This window comes from Variovorax sp. Root473, from assembly GCF_001426505.1.
Lineage (GTDB): Bacteria > Pseudomonadota > Gammaproteobacteria > Burkholderiales > Burkholderiaceae_C > Variovorax.
Genome location: NZ_LMEV01000018.1, coordinates 1 through 19,316, shown reverse-complemented (window position 1 = coordinate 19,316; position 19,316 = coordinate 1). Strand labels below are relative to the sequence as shown.

Genomic DNA, 19,316 nt, shown 5'->3' with positions numbered 1-19,316 from the left:
TCTGCGAAGCTCCTGTCTATAACCGCAGGAGCACGGGCAGTTTTCTCGCTGTCAAGAAGCCAGCACGAGCTGCACGCTGCGGATGCCCAGCCAGGTCAGCACAAGGGAACCGCACAGGTGCAGCAGGCCGGTGCCCAGTGCCAGCAACGGCCGTCCGCCGAGCAGCAGCGCGACCACTTCGACCGAGAAGCTCGAGAAGGTCGTAAGTCCGCCGAGGAAGCCGGTGATGAGCAGCAGCCGCCATGCCGGGTCGAGCTGCGGCATCGCCTGGAAGACGGCGACCGCCACGCCGATGCAGTAGCCGCCGATGAGGTTGGCGGCCAGCGTGCCGTAGGGCACGGGGCCGCCGGTGTTGAGCCAAAGGCCCAGGCCCCATCGGGCGAGGGCGCCGCACGAGGCGCCGATACAGATCGCAAGAGCCGGAAGCAGCATGGGCCTATTGTGGATGGGTCTGCCAGTCGGTCGCCGCCCTGCGGATTCAGGGCGCCATCTGTTGCGGGAGCCACGTCACCAGCTGCGGCACGAAGTAGATGAGCAGCACCGCCGTCATCATCAGGAAGAACATCGGCAGCGTGACGCGTGCGATGTACAGCAGGTCCTTGCCGGTCATGCCTTGCAACACGAACAGGTTGAAGCCCACCGGCGGCGTGATTTGCGCCATTTCGACCACCAACACGACGAAGATGCCGAACCAGACCGGATCGATGCCGGCCGCAGTGACGGTCGGCATGATCACACCCATGGTGAGCACCACCATCGAGATGCCGTCGAGGAAGCAGCCCAGCACGATGTAGAACACGGCGAGCATCAGGATCAGCTGGAACTTCGACAGCCCCAGCGAACCGATCCATTCAGCCAGGTGGCGCGGCAGCCCGATGTAGCCCATGGCCAGTGTGAGGAAGGCCGCGCCCGCGAGGATCAGCGCCATCATGCAGTACAGGCGCGTGGCCCCGAGCAGCGCCTCCTTGAAGCTGTGCCAGGTGAGCGAGCCCTGCGCACCTGAGATGGCCATCGCCCCGACCACGCCCACCGCCGCCGCCTCGGTGGCCGTGGCGATGCCGGCGTAGATGGAGCCCAGCACCGACAGGATGAGCAGCGCCACCGGGATCAGCGACATCGAGGCCCGGAGCTTCTCGATGAAGGGCAGCTTCGCGTCGGCGCGCGGCACCTTGTCGGGGTTGCGCAGCGCCCAGACCACGATGTAGCCCGAGAACAGCAGCGCCAGCAGGATGCCGGGAATGACGCCCGCGATGAAGAGGCGCGCAATCGACACGTCGGCGCTCACCCCGTACACGATCATGATGATCGAGGGCGGGATCAACAGGCCCAGCGTGCCGGCGCCGGCCAGCGTGCCGATGACCATGTCGTCGGGGTAGCCGCGGCGCTTGAGCTCGGGCAGGCTCATCTTGCCGATCGTGGCGCAGGTGGCTGCGCTCGAGCCCGACACTGCCGCGAACACCGCGCAGCCCACCACGTTGGAGTGCAGCAGCCGCCCCGGCAAGGCCTGCATCCAGGGCGCGAGGCCCTTGAACATGTCCTGCGACAGCCGCGTGCGGAACAGGATCTCGCCCATCCACACGAACAGTGGCAACGCGGTGAGCGTCCAGCTCGAGGCCGATCCCCAGATGGTCACGGCCATGGCGTCGCCCGCGGGGCGCGACGAGAAGATCTGCATGGCGATCCACGCCACGCCCGAGAGCGTGAGGCCGATCCATACGCCGCTGCCCAGGATGAGGAAGAGCGCGGCGATCAGCAGGCCTGCAATGGCAATGTCACTCATGGCGCAGCGCCTCCGTTTCGGCCGCCTTGGCCGGGCGGCCGCGCCATTCGATCACGAACTCGTCGAGCGACGCGATCGCGAAGACGATGGCGCCCAGCGCCATCGACAGCTGGGGAATCCACAGCGGCGTGGCGTCGTTGCCGGTGGAGATGTCGTGGTAGTCGAGCGATTGCCAGACCAGGCGCACGCTGTACCAGGCAAAGAGCAGGGCGAGCAGCGCCGCGGCGCCCATGGCCCAGCGTTCGAGCCAGCGCTGTGCCGCGGGCGGCAGGTTCTGCATCACCAGCGTCACGCGGATGTGCTCGCCGCGCTTGAGCGTGTGCGCAAGCGCCAGGAAACCCGCGCCGGCCATCAGGTAGCCGGCGTAGGCGTCGATGCCGGGAATGTTGAAGCGCAGCTGCCGGCCGAGGATGGAGAGCAACACCATCGCCAGCAGGCCGACCATGAAAAGCGCCGCCAGGGCGGCGGCGCTCATGTAGAGAAAATCCAGCGTCTTGCGCATCGGGTGCCGTGCGTGCGAAGCCGGGTCACATTTTCTTGTAGGCGTCGACGACGGCCTGCCCTTCGGGGCCTGCCTTCTCGGTCCACTCCTTGATCATGGTGTCGCCGACCTTCTTCATGTCGGCCTTGAGTTGCGCTGAAGGCACATGCACCGTCATGCCGTTCTTCTTGAGCAGGTCGAGGTATTCGACGTTCTTTTTCTTCGAGGTGTCCCAGCCGCGCTTCTCGGCATCGGCCGCCGCCTTGAGCAGCGCCTGTTGCGTGGGCTTGTCGAGTGCGTCGAAGGCCTTCTTGTTCATGAGCACCGCGTTCTTCGGCAGCCAGGCCTGGGTGTCGTAGAAGTTCTTGATGTACTCGTAGGTCTTGGTGTCGTAGCCGGTGGAGCCCGAGGACATGTACGACTCGATCACGCCGGTGGCCATGGCCTGCGACAGCTCGGCCTGCTGCACGGTGACCGGTTGCGCGCCCACGAGTTCACCGATGCGCGCGGTGGCAGGGCTGTAGGCGCGCCACTTCACGCCCTTGAGGTCGGCGGCCGAGGCAATCTCTTTCTTCACGAAGATGCCCTGCGGCGGCCATGCCACGGTATAGAGCAGCTGGATGCCTTGTTCGCCCAGCTTCTTCTCGAGCGCAGGCTTCTGTGCCTGGTAGAGCTTCCAGGCGGCGTCATAGCTGTCGGCCAGGAAGGGGATGCCGTCGGCGCCGAACATCTGCCATTCGTTCTGGTAGTTCACCAGCAGGATCTCGCCGAGCTGCGCCTGGCCGCCCTGCACCGCACGCTTGATCTCGGGCGCCTTGAACAGCGACGCGTTGGCATGCACCGTGATCTTCAGCTTGCCGCCGCTGCCCTTGTCCACATCACTTGCGAACTGCGTGATGTTCTCCGTGTGGAAATTGGTCGTCGGGTAGGCGGTGGGCAGGTCCCACTTGGTTTGCGCGAAGGCGGCGGCGCCAAGGGTGAGGCCCGCCAGGGCAATGCCGAACTTGTGATTCATGGACGCGCTCCGGAATAAGGTTAAAACTGAATGAAAGAAAAGCATACGTGCAAATTCCGGGCCATTCGCTGAGGCATTTCCCTGCCATGTGGTGTCGATGCGGCACGGCATGCGGGCATAAAAAAACCGCCCCGGAGGCGGCTTCTTCGTTTCAAGGCAGCGTCACTGCTTGGCGGACTTGGCTTCGGCCACCTTCGGGACCTTGCCCGCCTTGGCCGGGGCTGCAGCGCCGCTGAAGCTCTGGCCGTTGACCGTCAGCCCCTCGGCCGACAGCTTGGCCGCGCTCTTTTCCTTCACGCCTTTCACGCGCTGCATGAAGTCGGGCCAATCCCTGAACTCGCCCTCCTTGCGGGCGTCGAGGATGCGCTGGGACAGCGACGGGCCGACGCCCTTCAGACCGTCGAGGTCGGCGGCGCTGCCCTTGTTGGCGTCGACAGCGGCGAACGAAACGGCCGCGAAGCACATGGCGAGCGTGGCGATGATTTTCTTGAACATGGTGAAAACTCCCTCTTCAATCGTTGGTATGGCTAAGCCGAAAGGAATATCGGCTTCGGCTCAACGAGAGGGCGAGGGCACCAGTTGACATGAAAACGGGGCCCAGGGCCCCGTGTGACGATTGTTCAGAACCGTGGTCAGAGTTCTTCCACGCGGCGCGGCGGGTAGCTGTCCCAGGCCTGGCAGCCGGGGCAGTGCCAGAAGTACTGGTGCGCCTCGAAGCCGCAGGCCGCACAGCGGTAACGCATGAGCGGACGGGTCGCCTGGTCGAGCGCGCGTTGCACCTGCGGGTGGAACTGCTCGTGCTCGAAGCGCTCGCCGGCCAGCCAGCGCGAAGCGGCGACCAGCGAGGGCTGGTGTGCGAGGTGGGCGATGTAGCTGTCGCGCGGTGAGGGCGCTTCGACGGGGGCGCCGGTTGTCGCTGGTGCTGGGGGTGTACCGCCGAGCGCGATCAGCGCTTCGAGCACGTCGATCGACGGCGATTCCGCATAGCGCCGCTGCAGCAGCGCCAGCGCTTCGCCTTCGCGGTGGGCGGACACGGCCGCCTTCTGCAGTGAGGCAGCGTAGAGCGGCAGCGCCAGCGGTGCCGTGTCGCTGAGTCCTTCGAGCGTGTCGAAAGCGGCGGCGGTTTCGCCGTTGCGCAACTGCAAGGTGGCGGTGTCGATGGCTGGCCGCGGGGCTTGCGGTGCCAGGGCGCGTGCTTGCGCAAGCAGGTCGCTGGCCCCCAACAGATCGCCGGCCGCGACGCGCTCGTTGGCCTGCTCGCACAGATGGTGGGCGCGGCGCGTGCTGTAGCTGGCTTGGTCGGACTCGTCGAGCTTCTGCGCCACGTCGGCGGCCTGTGCCCATTCGCGCGAGCGTTCGTAGATGGCCAGCAGCGCGAGCCGGGCCTCGTTCTCGTAGCGCGTGCCTTCGAGCTTCTGCAGTGCGGCTTCGGCGCGGTCGAGCAGGCCGGCGCGCAGGAAGTCTTGCGCCAGCGCGTGCTGTGCGCGCTCGCGGTCGGCACGGCTCAGGTCGCCGCGGCCCAACAGGTGCTCGTGCACGCGCACGGCGCGCTGGTACTCGCCGCGGCGGCGGAACAGGTTGCCGAGCGCGAAGTGCAGCTCTTGCGTGTCGGGGTCGTTCTGCACGGCCTCGATGAAGGCGTCGATGGCCTGGTCCTGCTGCTCGTTGAGCAGGAAGTTCAGACCGCGAAAATAGGCCTTGGGCGCCTGCCGGTTCTCGAGCTTGAGCTGGCGGATGTCGAAGCGCGATGCGAGCCAGCCCAGCACGAAGGCGACGGGCAGGCCGATCAGCAGCCAGCTGGGATCAAAGTCCATGTTGACGTACGGCAGGAAGGTCGGTGGCCGCGATGGTGGGCGTCGCCGCAGAGGCGATCGCAGTGGCCAGCGGCGCGGGCGAAGGGGCGTCGGAAACCGCGGGCACTTGCGCTGCCGCGGCGCGGTGTTTCCACCAGCCGGGCAGCATCCCCAGCGCGCCGACCACGAGCCCGCCGGCAAAGGCCGCGAGCACGACGAGCACCAGTGGCGCACGCCAGTGGGTTCCGAAGAAGAAGTAGACGGTCGCGTCGTGCTGGTTGTTCAGCGCGAAGGCGAAGAGCGTAAAAAAAATGGCTGCCTTGAGCAGCCACAGGAGGTATTTCATGCGCGTTCCCGTTGGCGGGACGATTCTACGTTTGCAGCCATCTGGGCAGCCCGGCCATCAGGCCTTGCGGCCGGCGGCTTCCTTGCCTGCATCGAGCTCGGCGGTCTTCGCGTCGACGGCTTCGCGCAGTGCCTTGCCCGGCTTGAAGTGCGGCACGCGCTTCTCGGGAATCTGCACGCTCTCGCCCGAACGCGGGTTGCGGCCGATGCGCGGCGGTCGGCGGTTGACCGAGAAGCTGCCGAAGCCACGGATCTCGATGCGGTGGCCGCGCACCAGCGCGTCGCTCATCGCGTCCAGGATGGTCTTGACGGCGTATTCGGCATCGCGGTGCGTGAGCTGCGCGAAACGGGCGGCGAGTTCTTCGACGAGGTCTGAGCGGGTCATAGGCCAAACATAAACGAAAAACGTGGACGAAAAAAAAGACAGAGCGGCCCCAGGGGCCTGCCTCTGTCTTCGGACTCAGCTTACTTGTTGTCGCTGTTGTCGAGCTTGGCGCGCAGCAGGGCGCCCAGGCTGGTCGTGCCCGCGTTTTCGCGTGCCGACTGCTGGCTCAGGTTGGCCATGGCGCCTTGTTCGTCGACCATGTCCTTCTGCTTGATCGACAGCTGGATGTTGCGGGTCTTGCGATCCACGTTCACCACGATGGCCGTGACTTCGTCGCCTTCCTTGAGCACGTTGCGGGCATCTTCGACGCGGTCGCGCGAGATTTCCGAAGCACGCAGGTAGCCGATGATGTCTTCGCCGAGGTCGATTTCAGCGCCGCGGGCGTCCACGGTCTTGACCTTGCCGGTCACGATCTGGCCCTTGTCGTTCACGGTGGTGAACGTGGTGAACGGATCGCTGTCGAGCTGCTTGATGCCCAGCGAGATGCGTTCACGGTCGACGTCGACAGCCAGCACGATCGCTTCGACTTCCTGACCCTTCTTGTAGTTGCGAACGGCGGTTTCGCCGGTTTCGTTCCACGAGAGGTCCGACAGGTGCACCAGGCCGTCGATGCCGGCAGCCAGGCCCACGAACACGCCGAAGTCGGTGATCGACTTGATCGGGCCCTTGACGCGGTCGCCACGCTTGGTGTTTTGCGCGAACTCTTGCCACGGGTTGGCCTTGCACTGCTTCATGCCCAGGCTGATGCGGCGCTTGTCTTCGTCGATTTCCAGGACCATGACTTCGACTTCGTCGCCCAGCGAGACGATCTTGTTCGGAGCGATGTTCTTGTTGGTCCAATCCATTTCGGAGACGTGCACCAGGCCTTCGATGCCGGGTTCGAGTTCGACGAACGCGCCGTAGTCGGCAATGTTCGTGACCTTGCCGAACAGGCGGGTCGATTGCGGATAGCGGCGCGAAACGCCCATCCACGGGTCGTCACCCATTTGCTTGAGACCCAGCGAGACACGGTTTTTCTCGGTGTCGAACTTGAGGATCTTGGCGGTGATTTCCTGGCCGGCCTGAACGACTTCGCTCGGGTGGCGAACACGGCGCCATGCCATGTCGGTGATGTGCAGCAGGCCGTCGATGCCGCCGAGGTCCACGAACGCACCGTATTCGGTGATGTTCTTGACCACGCCGCGGACAACAGCGCCTTCCTTCAGGGTTTCCATCAGCTTGGCGCGTTCTTCGCCCATGCTGGCTTCGACCACGGCACGGCGCGACAGCACGACGTTGTTGCGCTTGCGATCGAGCTTGATGACCTTGAATTCGAGGGTCTTGTTTTCGTACGGGGTCAGGTCCTTGATCGGGCGCGTGTCGATCAGCGAGCCCGGCAGGAATGCGCGGATGCCGTTGACCAGGACCGTGAGGCCGCCCTTGACCTTGCCGCTGGTGGTGCCGGTGACGAAGTCGCCCGATTCCAGGGCCTTCTCCAGGGCGAGCCACGAAGCCAGACGCTTGGCGGTGTCGCGCGAGAGGATGGTGTCGCCGTAACCGTTTTCAACGCTGCCGATGGCAACGGAAACGAAATCGCCGGCCTGGACTTCGAGTTCGCCCTTGTCGTTCTTGAACTCTTCGATCGGCACATACGCTTCGGACTTCAGCCCGGCGTTGACGACGACGTGGTTGTGTTCGACACGCACGACTTCGGCGGTGATGACCTCGCCGCTGCGCATTTCGGAACGCTTCAGGGACTCTTCGAATAGGTCGGCAAAAGATTCAGACATTTATGGTTCCTTCCGTCAGGCAGGGTTGGCAGGCGCTCTTGCGAAATTGCGTGCGGCTGCTGGAGGTCTGTAGACGGCGGTTAGGTTGTGGGCGTGAGCCCGGTTGGTTGAACAACCAGCAGGCCAGTGCGCTGTCGCGCGGAAGGAGCCTGCTGGAGCGGTAGGCGCCACCCGGAACACCCGGGAGACGCAAGCCTTTCAAGCAGACTTGAAAGGCTGTACTTGTTGCCACCAGTTCAACACCGTGTCGATCGATTTCTCGATGGACAGCTGGGAGTTGTCGAGGTGGCGAGCGTCCTGCGCCGGCTTCAGAGGGGCAACGCTGCGGGAGGAGTCCCGAGCGTCACGTGCTTCCAAGTCGGAGCGAAGACTGTCAAGTGTAGTCGAAATACCCTTTGAAATCAACTGCTTATGCCGCCGTTCGGCGCGCTGCGCGGCACCGGCGGTGAGGAACACCTTGAGCGCCGCGTCGGGGAAGATCACGGTGCCCATGTCGCGCCCGTCGGCCACCAGCCCGGGCAGTTGGCGGAAGCGGTGCTGCAGGTCTTGCAGCGCCTCGCGAACGGCGGGCAGCGCGGAGACGCGGGAGGCGTCCATGCCGGCGGCTTCGGTACGGATGTCGTCGCTCACGTCCTCGCCGGCCAGCAGCACCTTGCCCTCGGTGAACTGCAGGGGCAGGGCGGCGGCGAGGGTTGCGATCTGCGCTTCGTTCGCGGCCGTGGCCTCCAGGCCGGCGCGGCGGGCGGCGAGCCCGGTCACGCGGTAGAGCGAACCCGAGTCGAGGTAGTGATAGCCCAGCAGGCGCGCCACCTCGGCGGCCAGCGTGCCCTTGCCCGAGGCGGTCGGGCCGTCGATGCAAATCACGGGCACCTCGGCAGCCTCGGCCACCGAGAACAGGGTTTCGAAGTAGTCGGGGAAGGTTTTGGCGACGCAGTGGGGCTCGAGGATGCGCACCGGCACGCCGGCCGAATTGAAGGCCGCGAGCGAAAAGCACATGGCGACCCGGTGGTCGTCATAGGTGCGAATGCTGGCAGGCAGCCACTCGGCGGCGGGCAGGGGGTGGACGCGGATGAAGTCCGGGCCCGCCTCGACCGTGGCGCCGAGCTTGTGCAGCTCGTTGGCCATGGCGTCGATGCGGTCGGTTTCCTTCACGCGCCAGCTCGCGATGTTGCGCAGCGTGCTCGGGCCATCGGCATACAGCGCCATGACGGCCAGCGTCATGGCGGCATCGGGAATGTGGTTCGCGTCGAGGTCGATGGCCTTGAGCGGCCAGGCGCCGCGACGGATTTCGAGCCAGTTCGGGCCGCTGTCAACCAGCGCGCCCATCTGCCGGGCGGCGTCAATGAAGCGGATGTCGCCCTGGATGGAGGCCGCGCCGACGCCTTCGATGCGGATGCCGTTCTGGCCCGAAACGCCTGTTGCAATGGCGCCGAGTGCTATGAAATAGCTAGCGGATGAGGCGTCCGCCTCGACGTGGATCTCGCCCGGCGAGGTGTAGCGGCTGCCGGCGGGGATGGTGAAGCGCTCCCAGCCGTCGCGCTGCACCGTGATGCCGAAGCGCGCCAGCAGGTTCAGCGTGATCTCGATGTAGGGCTTGGAAATCAGTTCGCCGACGACCTCGATCACGATGTCGTTGCGCGCAGCCAGCGGCAGCGCCAGCAGCAGGGCGGTCAGGAACTGGCTCGAGACGTCGCCGCGCACGCGGATCGGTGCGCGCAGCGCCAGTTCGTCGTGCGACACCGGATGGATGCGCAGCGGCGGATATCCGGGGTTGCCGAGATAGTCGATGCGGCAGCCCAACTGCGTGAGGGCGTCGACCAGGTCGCCGATCGGGCGCTCGTGCATGCGCGGCACGCCGCTGAGTTCGAATTCGCCGCCGAGCAGCGACAGCGCCGCCGTCAGCGGACGCATGGCCGTGCCGGCGTTGCCCAGGAACAGCGGCAGCAGCGTCGCGCCCAGCGAAGGCGGCAGCTGGCCGCCCAGGCCCGTGATGCGCAGCGAGGCGCCGACCGGCTCGATGCCGCAGCCCAGCGCGCGCAGGGCGTCGAGCATCACGCGCGTGTCGTCGGAATCAAGCAGGTCGTGGATCGTGGTGGTGCCGCTGGCGAGCGCGGCCAGCAGCAGCACGCGGTTGGAAATGCTCTTGGAGCCCGGCAGCCGGACTGTGCCGGCGGCGCCCACGAGAGGCGGGAGATCGAGGAAAGCGGTCGAGAACATGTCAGCTGTCCTGCAGGGCCGAGGCGTCGGAACTTGCATTCGGCTTCCAACGCGCGCGCGCCTTGCTGGCGGAGGCGATGGATTGCTCCAGCCCCTGAAGGTCGCCGGCGGTCATCAGCGCTTCGAGAGCGTCGAGCGCCTGGCGAACCGCCCTCGATTGTTGAAGCACCTGCTCGCGATTGGCCAGCAGCACATCGCGCCACATGACCGGATCGCTGGCGGCGATGCGCGAAAAGTCCCGAAAGCCCGGCCCGGCCAGATCCAGGAAGCGGTCGCCTTCGGGCTGCGCGGTCAGCGCATTGATGTACGCGAAGGCCAACAGGTGTGGCAGGTGGCTCACGGCGGCAAAAGCGGCGTCGTGCGCTTCGTGCGTCATGGTGATGACATGGGCGCCGATGCCGCTCCAGACCTGCGAGGCGCGCTGCACGTTCGAGCGCAGCGTGGTCTTGACGGGGGTCAGCACGACCTGGCGGCCAGTGAACAGCGACGCTTCGGCATGCTCGATGCCGGAGACTTCCTTGCCCGCGATCGGATGGGCCGGCACGAAGTTCGCGAATTGCTTTTGCAGGCCGTTGCGCGCGGCTTCGATCACGTCGCCCTTGGTCGAGCCCACGTCCATCACCAGCGTGTCGGCCGAGATGCCGTGGCGGATGGCCTTGAAGGTGGCTTCCGAGGCGGCCACCGGCACGGCCAGCAGCACGATGTCGGCGCCCGACACTGCCAGCAGCGCCGACGGCGCCGCCACGTCGATCACGCCGAGCTGGCGCGCCCGTTCGGTGGTGGAGGGCGACTTGCTGTAGCCCACCACGCGTTTCACCAGCTTCGCGCGCTTGAGCGCGAGCGCAAAGGAGCCGCCCATGAGGCCGCAGCCGATCAATCCCAGTTGCTCGAACATCGCGTCGGTCCGTTCGGCTCAGGCTTTGATCGGGTAGGCGCCGAGCACCTTGTAGAAGGCGCAGAGGCCGCGCAGTTCGGCCAGCGCCGCCGCCACGTTGGGCTGCGAGGGGTGGCCGTCGAGGTCGATGTAGAAGTAGTACTCCCACTGGCCGGTGCGCGCGGGGCGCGACTCGAAGCGCGTCATCGACACGTTGTTGGCCTTCAGGGGCACCAGCAGGTCGTGCACCGCGCCGGGGCGGTTGGGCACCGAGACGATCAGGCTCGTGCAGTCCTTGCCCGAGGCCGGCGGCATGGCCAGCGTCTGCGGCAGGCAGATCACCGAGAAGCGGGTGCGGTTGTACGAATCGTCCTGGATGGCGTGCGCCACGATGTGCAGGCCGAAGCGGGTGGCGGCGCGTTCGCCGGCCAGTGCGGCCCAGGCCGGGTTGGTGGCCGCGAGGCGCGCGCCTTCGGCGTTGCTCGATACGGCGCGCCGCTCGGCGTTGGGCAGGTGCTTGGACAGCCAGGTCTGGCACTGCGCCAGAGCCTGCGGATGGGCCAGCACGGCCTCGACGCCTTCGAGCGAATTGCTGCTGCGCATCAGGTGGTGGCGCACCAGCAGGCTGACTTCGCCGACGACGTGGGTGGGCGAGTGCAGGAACAGGTCGAGCGAGCGCGTGACCACGCCTTCGGTCGAGTTCTCGACACCGACCACGCCGTACTGGGCGCTGCCCGCGGCCGTGGCGTGGAACACTTCGTCGAAGCTGGCGCAGTAGATCAGGTCGGCGGCGCCGCCGAAGTACTCGATGGCGGCTTGCTCGCAGAAGGTGCCCTCGGGGCCGAGCACGGCCACGCGTTGGGGCGATTCGAGTGCCAGGCAGGCCGACATGATCTCGCGCCAGATGGCCGCGACATGGAGGTCCTTGAGCGGACCGCCATTGCTGCTTTGCATCTTGTTGATGACCGCGGCCACGCGGTCAGGGCGGAAGAACGGCGTGCCTTCGCGCTTCTTGACCTCGCCGACCAGCTCGGCCACATGGGCGCGCTCGTTGAGCAGGCTCAGGAGCTGTTGGTCGAGCGAGTCGATCTGCACGCGCAGATCGGCCAGGCTTTCGGAATTGTCGGGGGAGGAGATGGGTGGTGTGGGGGCAGAGGCGGTCATCGGTGCGAGCAACAGGGCATGCGCCTACGCATGCGATCGCTCGAATTCTCTCATGTAGGCCACCAAGGCCTGCACCCCTGCCAGCGGCATGGCGTTGTAGATGCTTGCGCGCATGCCACCGACCGACTTGTGCCCCTTGAGCTGCAGCAGCCCGGCTTCGCGTGCACCGGCCAGGAAGGCTTCGTTGCGGCCCTCGTCAGCCAGGAAGAACGGCACGTTCATGCGCGAGCGGCAGGCTCGGTCGATCCGATTGGCGTAGAAGTCGGAGCCGTCGATGAAGTCGTACAGCAGCCTGGCCTTCTCGATGTTGCGCTGCTCCATGGCAGCGATGCCGGTGAGGTTGCCTTCGGTCTGCTGCAGCAGCCACTGGAACGTGAGCCCTGCCATGTAGATGCCCCAGGTCGGCGGGGTGTTGTACATGGACTGGTTGTCGGCCACGGTCTTGTAGTTGAACGCGCTCGGGCAAATTTCGAGGGCGTGGCCCAGCAGGTCGTCGCGCACGACCACGATGGTCAGGCCGGCTGGGCCGAGGTTCTTCTGGGCGCCGCCGAAGGCCAGGCCGACGCGGCTCCAGTCGACGCTGCGCGAGGCGACGTGCGAAGAAAAATCGATGACCAGCGGCGCCTTGCTGCCGAGCGCGGCCAGGTCAGGCAGTTGCTGGAACTCGACGCCGTTGATGGTCTCGTTGCTGCACACGTGCACATACGAGGCATCGCTGGACAGCTGCCAGCTCGCGGGATCAGGCAGCTTCGTGTGCTGGTTGTCGGCGTTGCTCGCGGCCACGCGGGCGGTGCAGTAACGCTGCGCTTCCTTGTGCGACTTGGCGCTCCAGCTGCCGGTGACGACGAAGTCGGCGGCAGCGCCGCGTGACAGGTTCAACGGCACGATGGCGTTTTCGCCCAAGCCGCCACCCTGCATGAACAGGATGTGAAAGTGCGAGGGGATGGCCAGCAGCGCGCGGATGTCGGCTTCGGCCTGGGTGCAGATGGCACCGAATTCCTTGCCGCGATGGCTCATCTCCATCACGCTCATGCCGCTGCCCTGCCAATCGAGCATTTCGGAAGCGGCGCGTTGCAGCACCGCCTCCGGCATGGCAGCCGGACCGGCCGAAAAATTGTAGGGGCGCTTGCCGGCCGGCGTCTGCTGCTGGGTCACGTTGCTTTACTTCTTGGCGGGAGCCTTGGCAGCGGGTGCCTTGGCGGGAGCTGCTGCACCATCGGTCGGAGCACCGAGGGCCTTGGCGACGTTGGTGTCGAGTGCGCGCATCTTCGGTTCGATGGTGGCGCGGGTTTCGGTCACCAGCTTTTCCGTCAGGGCGGTCTGCATCTTCGGATTCAGCTCCTGGTACTTCTTGCTCAGGGGCGAGTTGATCCAGGCCAGCAGCTGCTTGAGCTCGTCTTCGGTGAAGTTCTGCTCGAGGATGGGCGTCAGGGCGCCCGGGGCGATCTGCACGGCCTTGTCGCGCACGAGCGGATAGGCGTCGTCGAAGTACTTCTTCAGTTCGGCATCAGCGGCCTTGGCGGCGGACTCGCGCTTGGCTTCGGGCACTTGCGTCTGCAGGTACTGCGAACCAGCTTGCGCGATGGGGGCGCTGGACTGCTCGATCAGGCCGCGTGCCAGCGACTCGATGCCGGGGCGCTGGATCTCGATGAACTGCTTGATCAGCGTGGCCTTGTCCTGGGCCATGGCGGCCATGGACGAGCCGGCGAGGGCGGCGGTCAGGAGTGCGAGCTTGAGTTGTTTTTTCACTGAGGATTCTCCGTTGAAGATGTGGAAGTGTCGTCTGCGTCCGGCTCGCCTTCGCCGTTCGCGTCGTTTTCGACGATGCGTTGAAGCCCGCTGAGTTTGGCGCCTTCGTCGAGCCCGATCAGCGTGACGCCTTGCGTCGCCCGACCCAGTTCGCGAATCTCGGCCACACGGGTGCGCACGAGCACACCCTTGTCGGTGATGAGCATGATCTCATCGTCCGCATGAACGAGCGTGGCGGCAACGACCCTGCCGTTGCGCTCACTCTGTTGGATCGCGATCATGCCTTTGGTTCCGCGGCCATGACGGGTGTATTCGGTAATGCTTGTGCGTTTTCCGTAACCATTTTCGGTCGCGGTGAGTACGCTCTGCTGCTCGTCCTCGGCCACCAGCATGGCGATCACGCCCTGGCCCGGCTCCAGCGACATGCCGCGCACGCCGCGGGCGTTGCGGCCCAGCGGGCGGACGTCTTCTTCGTCGAAGCGCACGGCCTTGCCGTTGTCGCTGAACAGCATCACATCGTGCTTGCCGTCGGTGAGTGCCGCGCCGATGAGGTAGTCGCCTTCATCGAGGTTCACGGCAATGATGCCGCCCTTGCGCGGGTTGCTGAATTCGTCGAGTGCGGTCTTCTTGACCGTTCCCATCGAGGTCGCCATGAACACGTACTGGTCGGCGGGGAAGTTGCGCTTTTCGCCGGTGAGGGCGAGGGCGACGTTGATCTTCTCGCCTTCCTGCAGCGGGAACATGTTGACGATGGGGCGTCCGCGCGAGCCGCGCGAACCCGCCGGCACTTCCCACACCTTGAGCCAGTACAGCCGGCCGCGGTTGGAGAAGCACAGGATGTAGTCGTGCGTGTTGGCGATGAAGAGCTGGTCGATCCAGTCGTCTTCCTTCGTGGCCGTGGCCTGCTTGCCGCGGCCGCCGCGCTTCTGGGCGCGGTATTCGCCCAGCGGCTGGCTCTTGATGTAGCCGCTGTGGGAGAGCGTGACGACCATGTCGGTCGGCGTGATCAGGTCTTCGGTCGAGAGGTCGTAGGCGCTGTGCTCGACCAGGCTGCGGCGGGCACCGACCTTCGACTGTCCGAACTCCTGCTTGATCTCACCGAGCTCGTCGCCAATGATGATCGAGACGCGCTCGGGCTTGGCCAGGATGTCGAGCAGGTCGTCGATCTCGGCCATGACGTCCTTGTACTCGGCGACGATCTTGTCCTGCTCGAGGCCGGTCAGGCGTTGCAGGCGCATCTGCAGGATTTCTTGCGCCTGCGTTTCCGACAGGCGGTACAGGCCGTCGCCGCCCATGCCGTACTCGCGCTCGAGGCCTTCGGGGCGGTAGTCGTCGGCGTTGATCACGCCGCCGTCGGCGCGCGAACGCGTGAGCATCTCGCGCACCAGCTTGCTGTCCCAGCTGCGCGTCATGAGCTCGGCCTTGGCGACCGGCGGGGTGGGCGACTCGCGGATGATCCGAATGAATTCGTCGATGTTGGCCAGCGCCACCGCCAGGCCTTCGAGCACATGGCCGCGTTCGCGGGCCTTGCGCAGCGTGAACACCGTGCGGCGCGTGACCACTTCGCGGCGGTGCTGCAGGAAGACCTCGATCAGGTCCTTCAGGTTGCACAGCTTGGGCTGGCCGTCGACCAGCGCCACCATGTTGATGCCGAACGTGTCCTGAAGCTGCGTCTGCTTGTAGAGGTTGTTGAGCACCACCTCAGGCACTTCGCCACGCTTGAGCTCGATCACCAGGCGCATGCCCGACTTGTCGGACTCGTCCTGGATGTGGCTGATGCCTTCGATCTTCTTCTCGTGCACCAGTTCGGCCATGCGCTCCTGCAGCGTCTTCTTGTTGACCTGGTAAGGGAGTTCGTCAACGATGATCGCCTGGCGCTGGCCCCGATCGATGTCCTCGAAGTGGCACTTGGCGCGCATCACGACCTTGCCGCGGCCGGTGCGGTAGCCGTCTTTCACGCCATTGATGCCGTAGATGATGCCGGCAGTGGGGAAATCGGGCGCCGGCACGATCTCCATCAGCTCGTCGATGCTCGCCTGCGGATTGCGCAGCAGGTACAGGCACGCATCCACCACTTCATTCAGGTTGTGCGGCGGGATATTGGTAGCCATGCCGACCGCAATACCGCCTGAGCCATTGACCAGCAAATTCGGCAGCTGGCTGGGCAAAACTTTCGGTTCTTTTTCTGAGCCGTCGTAATTGTCCTGAAAGTCGACGGTTTCCTTGTCGATATCGGCCAGCATTTCATGCGCAATTTTGGCCAGCCGGATTTCCGTATAACGCATTGCGGCCGCGTTGTCGCCGTCGACCGACCCGAAGTTGCCCTGGCCGTCGACCAGCATGTGGCGCATCGAGAAGTCCTGGGCCAAGCGGACGATGGTGTCGTAGACCGACTGGTCCCCGTGCGGGTGGTACTTACCGATCACGTCGCCGACGATACGGGCCGACTTCTTGTACGGCCGGTTCCAGTCGTTGTTGAGTTCGTGCATCGCGTACAGCACGCGCCGGTGCACCGGCTTGAGGCCGTCGCGGGCGTCGGGAAGCGCCCGGCCAACGATCACGCTCATGGCGTAATCGAGGTAGCTGCTGCGCATTTCCTCTTCGAGACTGATGGGCAGGGTTTCTTTGGCGAAGGAGGTCATGAGCAAGAGGCTGGCGGCAGGAAGGCGAAATTTTACGCTGTGAGGGGTGTCGCACCGCCGCAACACAAGGGCTCTATTCCGCCTCCGTCCTACGCTTCAGGGGCGTCCAGCGGCCTGTTTGTCAAAGACCCTATGGCACAATCGTCTCAACGTTTTGGGTGGTGGTCACTTAAAGCGTCCTTGATTCGCAGCGCGGCTGCGGCTTTTTCCCCAAGAGGAGAACCATGAAGAAACTGAATAAAGTGGCGATGATGTTTGCAGTCGCTGCGCTCGCCACTGCCGCCGGCGCGCAGACCCGTGTCACCGCTGCGAACGGCGGTCCTACGATCGACAACTGGCAAAACGGCACCGGCGAACTCGTCTGGAAGAACGGCACGAACGAACTGTGCTGGCGCGATGCCAACTGGACGCCCGCAACGGCTGCCGCCGGTTGCGACGGCGCTCTGGTTCCGGCTGCTCCGGCTGCTGTGGCTCCCACGCCTGCTGCTCCGGTCGCTCCGCGTCCCGCGCAAGTCGCCGCTTCGAAGGTCACCTTCGCTGCTGACGCCTTCTTCGACTTCGACAAGTCGGTGCTGAAGCCCGAAGGTCGCGCCAAGCTGACCGACTTGGTCGAGAAGATCCGTGGCGTGAACCTGGAAGTCATCATCGCTGTGGGTCATACCGACTCCATCGGTACCGACGCCTACAACCAGCGTCTGTCGGTGCGTCGCGCCGAAGCCGTCAAGGCCTTCCTGGTCTCGAAGGGCATCGAACGCAACCGCGTCTACACCGAAGGCAAGGGCGAGAAGCAGCCTGTGGCTGACAACCGCACCAAGGAAGGCCGCGCCAAGAACCGTCGCGTGGAAATCGAAGTGGTTGGCACCCGCGCCAACTGATCGATCGATTCCGTCGACGAATGAAAACCCCGCCTCGGCGGGGTTTTTTTATGCCTGGTGAATTTGTGCCGGGCTCGATCCAGACCCATTGCTTTCGAGTCGGGCTTTGCTCGCTTCATAATTGCCGTATGACAGAAAACGTGAATGCAGACCCGGCCGAACTGGCCAAGTTTTCGGAACTCGCGCACCGATGGTGGGATTTGGAGAGCGAATTCCGCCCGTTGCATGAAATCAATCCATTGCGACTCGAATGGATTGACGGTATTGCGCCTATTTCGGGCCAACGTGTGGTCGATATCGGCTGTGGCGGCGGCATCCTGGCCGATTCGATGGCGCGCAAGGGCGCCGACGTCCTGGGCATTGACCTAGCGACCAAGGCGCTCAAGGTCGCCCAGCTGCATGCGCTCGAAGCCGGGACGCGCGGCGTCAAGTATCGCGAAGTCAGTGCCGAGGCTGTGGCGGCCGAGCAGCCTGACAGCTTCGACGTCGTCACCTGCATGGAAATGCTGGAGCACGTGCCCGATCCGGCGTCCGTGATCCAGGCCTGTGCCACGCTGGTAAAGCCTGGCGGCTGGGTGTTCTTCTCGACCATCAACCGCAACCTGAAATCCTTCATGTTGGCGATCGTGGGCGCGGAGTACGTCCTGGGCATGCTGCCGCGCGGCACGCACGAGTACCCCAAGCTGATCCGTCCCAGCGAACTGGCCGGCTATTGCCGTGCCGCCCGCCTGGACCTGCGCCATACGCGCGGCATGGAATACAACCCGCTCACCCGACGCTACTGGCTCAGCGCCGACACGAGCGTCAACTACCTGTTCGCGACCCAGAAGCCGGCGCTGCCGGAGGCGCACCGATGAAGATCGGGGGCACGACGACCCAGGCCATCCTGTTCGACCTCGACGGCACGCTGATCGACAGCGCGCCCGACCTCGGCGCCGCCGCCGACAAGATGCGCACCGACCGTGGCCTGGCCTCGTATCCGCTGGAGCGCTATCGCCCGCTGGCCGGCGCCGGCGCCAGGGGCATGCTCGGCGTGGCGTTCGACATCACCCCCGACGCCCCGGAGTTCGATGCACTGCGAGAGGAGTTCTACGTCGCCTACGAGCGCCGCATGCTGCTCAACACCCTCGTGTTCGACGGCGTGACGCCCCTGATCGAGGCGCTTCGCGAGCGCGGGTTTCGTTGGGGTGTGGTCACCAACAAGTCGGCCCGCTTCACCGATCCACTGACCGCTGCAATGCCGCTCTTCGCGACCGCGGGTGCCATCGTGAGTGGCGACACCACGCCGTTCTCAAAGCCGCACCCCGAGCCGTTGCACGAGGCGGCGCGCCGCCTGGGCGTGGCGTCCGAGGCCTGCATCTACGTGGGTGACGACGAGCGCGACATCATCGCGGGCCGTGCCGCCGGCATGCGAACGGTCGCCGCTACCTACGGCTACATGGGCTCGGATGCCGATTCGACCCTGTGGCGGGCCGATGCTTCAATCTCTTCACCCCTGGAGCTCTTGAAGTTGCTCAATAACGCCTAAAATGGGTCGCTTGGGGCTGCACTGGTTTCGACGTGGGTTCGGAGTCGCAGCGGGGCATGTCGAGCTGAATGCGCTCGTAAAACAGATTCAAACAAACTAACTGCAAACGACGAACGTTTCGCACTCGCTGCTTAATTGCCAGTGAGCCTTGCAACAGTTGGCCGATGGGCTGGGCAAGGGGGTCTGGAGCAATCCTGACCTCCCGGCTGCAAGGATAATTACATGGGCTGGCTCCGATCCGGGTACCTTGGGTCGGGGCGAGAAAATAGGGTACTGGCGTCCGGTTTAGCGTGTGACTGCGCGACTCCGGAAGCGAGACTTAAATCAGATCACTAAACATGTAGAACTGCGCGATAAAGGCTTGCGGACGGGGGTTCAAATCCCCCCAGCTCCACCATATTCCTATGGCTAAGTCCAAGTAAATCAAGGACTTAGCGACTGGACATCCGTCCAGCACCGTCACATTCCGTCCATCGGCTCACTCATTTTTCACACGCGAATCGGTCGCTTCGGGTGCTGGCGGTAGGCCCGGCAAAGGCTGATGGCCGTACCTCGCTGGAGGCCGATCGAAGCCCAGCGCCACACCCTGCTCGACCCACCGCCCATAGTGGCGCGTCACCATCTCGGTCGTCTTGTGTGTTGACGCCGACCGGAAACTGAGCCAGTTCTGCGGGTAGTGCCGAAGTAAAAGTGAGCCAG

At 65.0% G+C, this 19,316-nt stretch carries 18 protein-coding genes and 1 other RNA gene; 4 read left to right on the top strand and 15 right to left on the bottom strand.

Annotated features, from left to right (window positions below; all coding sequences use genetic code 11):
• Positions 1–51: 51 nt before the first annotated feature.
• From crcB to gyrA, 15 genes are all read right to left on the bottom strand, one after another.
• Complete coding sequence (gene crcB, locus ASD34_RS22720; protein WP_056582682.1) at positions 52–432, bottom strand: fluoride efflux transporter CrcB; 381 nt, start codon at positions 430–432, stop codon at positions 52–54.
• Between the two features lie 46 nt (positions 433–478).
• Positions 479–1,780 carry a TRAP transporter large permease gene (locus ASD34_RS22715; RefSeq protein ID WP_056582680.1) on the bottom strand — a complete coding sequence of 434 codons (1,302 nt, stop codon included), beginning with the start codon at positions 1,778–1,780 and terminating at the stop codon, positions 479–481.
• On the bottom strand, positions 1,773–2,282 hold the full coding sequence (locus ASD34_RS22710; protein WP_056582677.1) for a TRAP transporter small permease: 510 nt from the start codon (positions 2,280–2,282) through the stop codon (positions 1,773–1,775). Before ASD34_RS22710 ends, ASD34_RS22715 begins: the two co-directional genes overlap by 8 nt.
• 25 nt (positions 2,283–2,307) lie before the next feature.
• Positions 2,308–3,276, bottom strand: a complete 969-nt coding sequence (locus ASD34_RS22705; RefSeq protein ID WP_056582675.1) for a TRAP transporter substrate-binding protein — start codon at positions 3,274–3,276, stop codon at positions 2,308–2,310.
• A 162-nt stretch (positions 3,277–3,438) separates the two neighbouring features.
• On the bottom strand, positions 3,439–3,771 hold the full coding sequence (locus ASD34_RS22700; RefSeq protein ID WP_056582674.1) for a ComEA family DNA-binding protein: 333 nt from the start codon (positions 3,769–3,771) through the stop codon (positions 3,439–3,441).
• A 137-nt stretch (positions 3,772–3,908) separates the two neighbouring features.
• A complete protein-coding gene (gene lapB, locus ASD34_RS22695; RefSeq protein ID WP_056582672.1) occupies positions 3,909–5,090 on the bottom strand; it encodes a lipopolysaccharide assembly protein LapB in 1,182 nt (393 codons plus the stop codon).
• Positions 5,080–5,415, bottom strand: coding sequence for a lipopolysaccharide assembly LapA domain-containing protein (locus tag ASD34_RS22690; protein WP_056582670.1), 336 nt, complete (start codon positions 5,413–5,415; stop codon positions 5,080–5,082). The genes lapB and ASD34_RS22690 overlap by 11 nt, the downstream gene beginning before the upstream one ends.
• Before the next feature lie 57 nt (positions 5,416–5,472).
• A complete protein-coding gene (locus ASD34_RS22685; RefSeq protein WP_056582668.1) occupies positions 5,473–5,799 on the bottom strand; it encodes an integration host factor subunit beta in 327 nt (108 codons plus the stop codon).
• A gap of 80 nt (positions 5,800–5,879) precedes the next feature.
• A complete protein-coding gene (gene rpsA, locus ASD34_RS22680) occupies positions 5,880–7,568 on the bottom strand; it encodes a 30S ribosomal protein S1 (RefSeq protein WP_056582667.1) in 1,689 nt (562 codons plus the stop codon).
• Between the two features lie 198 nt (positions 7,569–7,766).
• On the bottom strand, positions 7,767–9,785 hold the full coding sequence (locus ASD34_RS22675) for a bifunctional 3-phosphoshikimate 1-carboxyvinyltransferase/cytidylate kinase (RefSeq protein ID WP_056582665.1): 2,019 nt from the start codon (positions 9,783–9,785) through the stop codon (positions 7,767–7,769).
• Position 9,786: 1 nt separating this feature from the next.
• On the bottom strand, positions 9,787–10,680 hold the full coding sequence (locus ASD34_RS22670) for a prephenate dehydrogenase (RefSeq protein ID WP_056582662.1): 894 nt from the start codon (positions 10,678–10,680) through the stop codon (positions 9,787–9,789).
• 18 nt (positions 10,681–10,698) lie between these two features.
• A complete protein-coding gene (gene pheA / locus ASD34_RS22665; protein ID WP_056582660.1) occupies positions 10,699–11,823 on the bottom strand; it encodes a prephenate dehydratase in 1,125 nt (374 codons plus the stop codon).
• A 24-nt stretch (positions 11,824–11,847) separates the two neighbouring features.
• On the bottom strand, positions 11,848–12,978 hold the full coding sequence (gene serC, locus ASD34_RS22660; RefSeq protein WP_056582658.1) for a 3-phosphoserine/phosphohydroxythreonine transaminase: 1,131 nt from the start codon (positions 12,976–12,978) through the stop codon (positions 11,848–11,850).
• Positions 12,979–12,984: 6 nt separating this feature from the next.
• Positions 12,985–13,572: a DUF2059 domain-containing protein gene (locus ASD34_RS22655; protein WP_235510206.1), complete on the bottom strand. Its 588-nt coding sequence runs from the start codon at positions 13,570–13,572 to the stop codon at positions 12,985–12,987.
• Positions 13,569–16,214 (bottom strand): DNA gyrase subunit A, encoded by a 2,646-nt coding sequence (gene gyrA, locus ASD34_RS22650; protein ID WP_056582656.1) that lies wholly within the window; start codon positions 16,212–16,214, stop codon positions 13,569–13,571. The genes ASD34_RS22655 and gyrA overlap by 4 nt, the downstream gene beginning before the upstream one ends.
• 224 nt (positions 16,215–16,438) lie before the next feature.
• Between gyrA and ompA the strand changes: the two genes are divergently transcribed.
• The 4 genes from ompA (at position 16,439) to ssrA (ending at position 19,014) form a co-directional block, all read left to right on the top strand.
• Positions 16,439–17,089, top strand: a complete 651-nt coding sequence (gene ompA, locus ASD34_RS22645) for an outer membrane protein OmpA (RefSeq protein WP_056582654.1) — start codon at positions 16,439–16,441, stop codon at positions 17,087–17,089.
• A 128-nt stretch (positions 17,090–17,217) separates the two neighbouring features.
• Positions 17,218–17,946, top strand: coding sequence for a bifunctional 2-polyprenyl-6-hydroxyphenol methylase/3-demethylubiquinol 3-O-methyltransferase UbiG (gene ubiG / locus ASD34_RS22640; RefSeq protein ID WP_056582652.1), 729 nt, complete (start codon positions 17,218–17,220; stop codon positions 17,944–17,946).
• Positions 17,943–18,617, top strand: coding sequence for an HAD-IA family hydrolase (locus ASD34_RS22635; protein ID WP_056582651.1), 675 nt, complete (start codon positions 17,943–17,945; stop codon positions 18,615–18,617). The genes ubiG and ASD34_RS22635 overlap by 4 nt, the downstream gene beginning before the upstream one ends.
• 12 nt (positions 18,618–18,629) lie before the next feature.
• Positions 18,630–19,014, top strand: a transfer-messenger RNA (tmRNA) gene (gene ssrA / locus ASD34_RS27275).
• Positions 19,015–19,316: the final 302 nt, after the last annotated feature.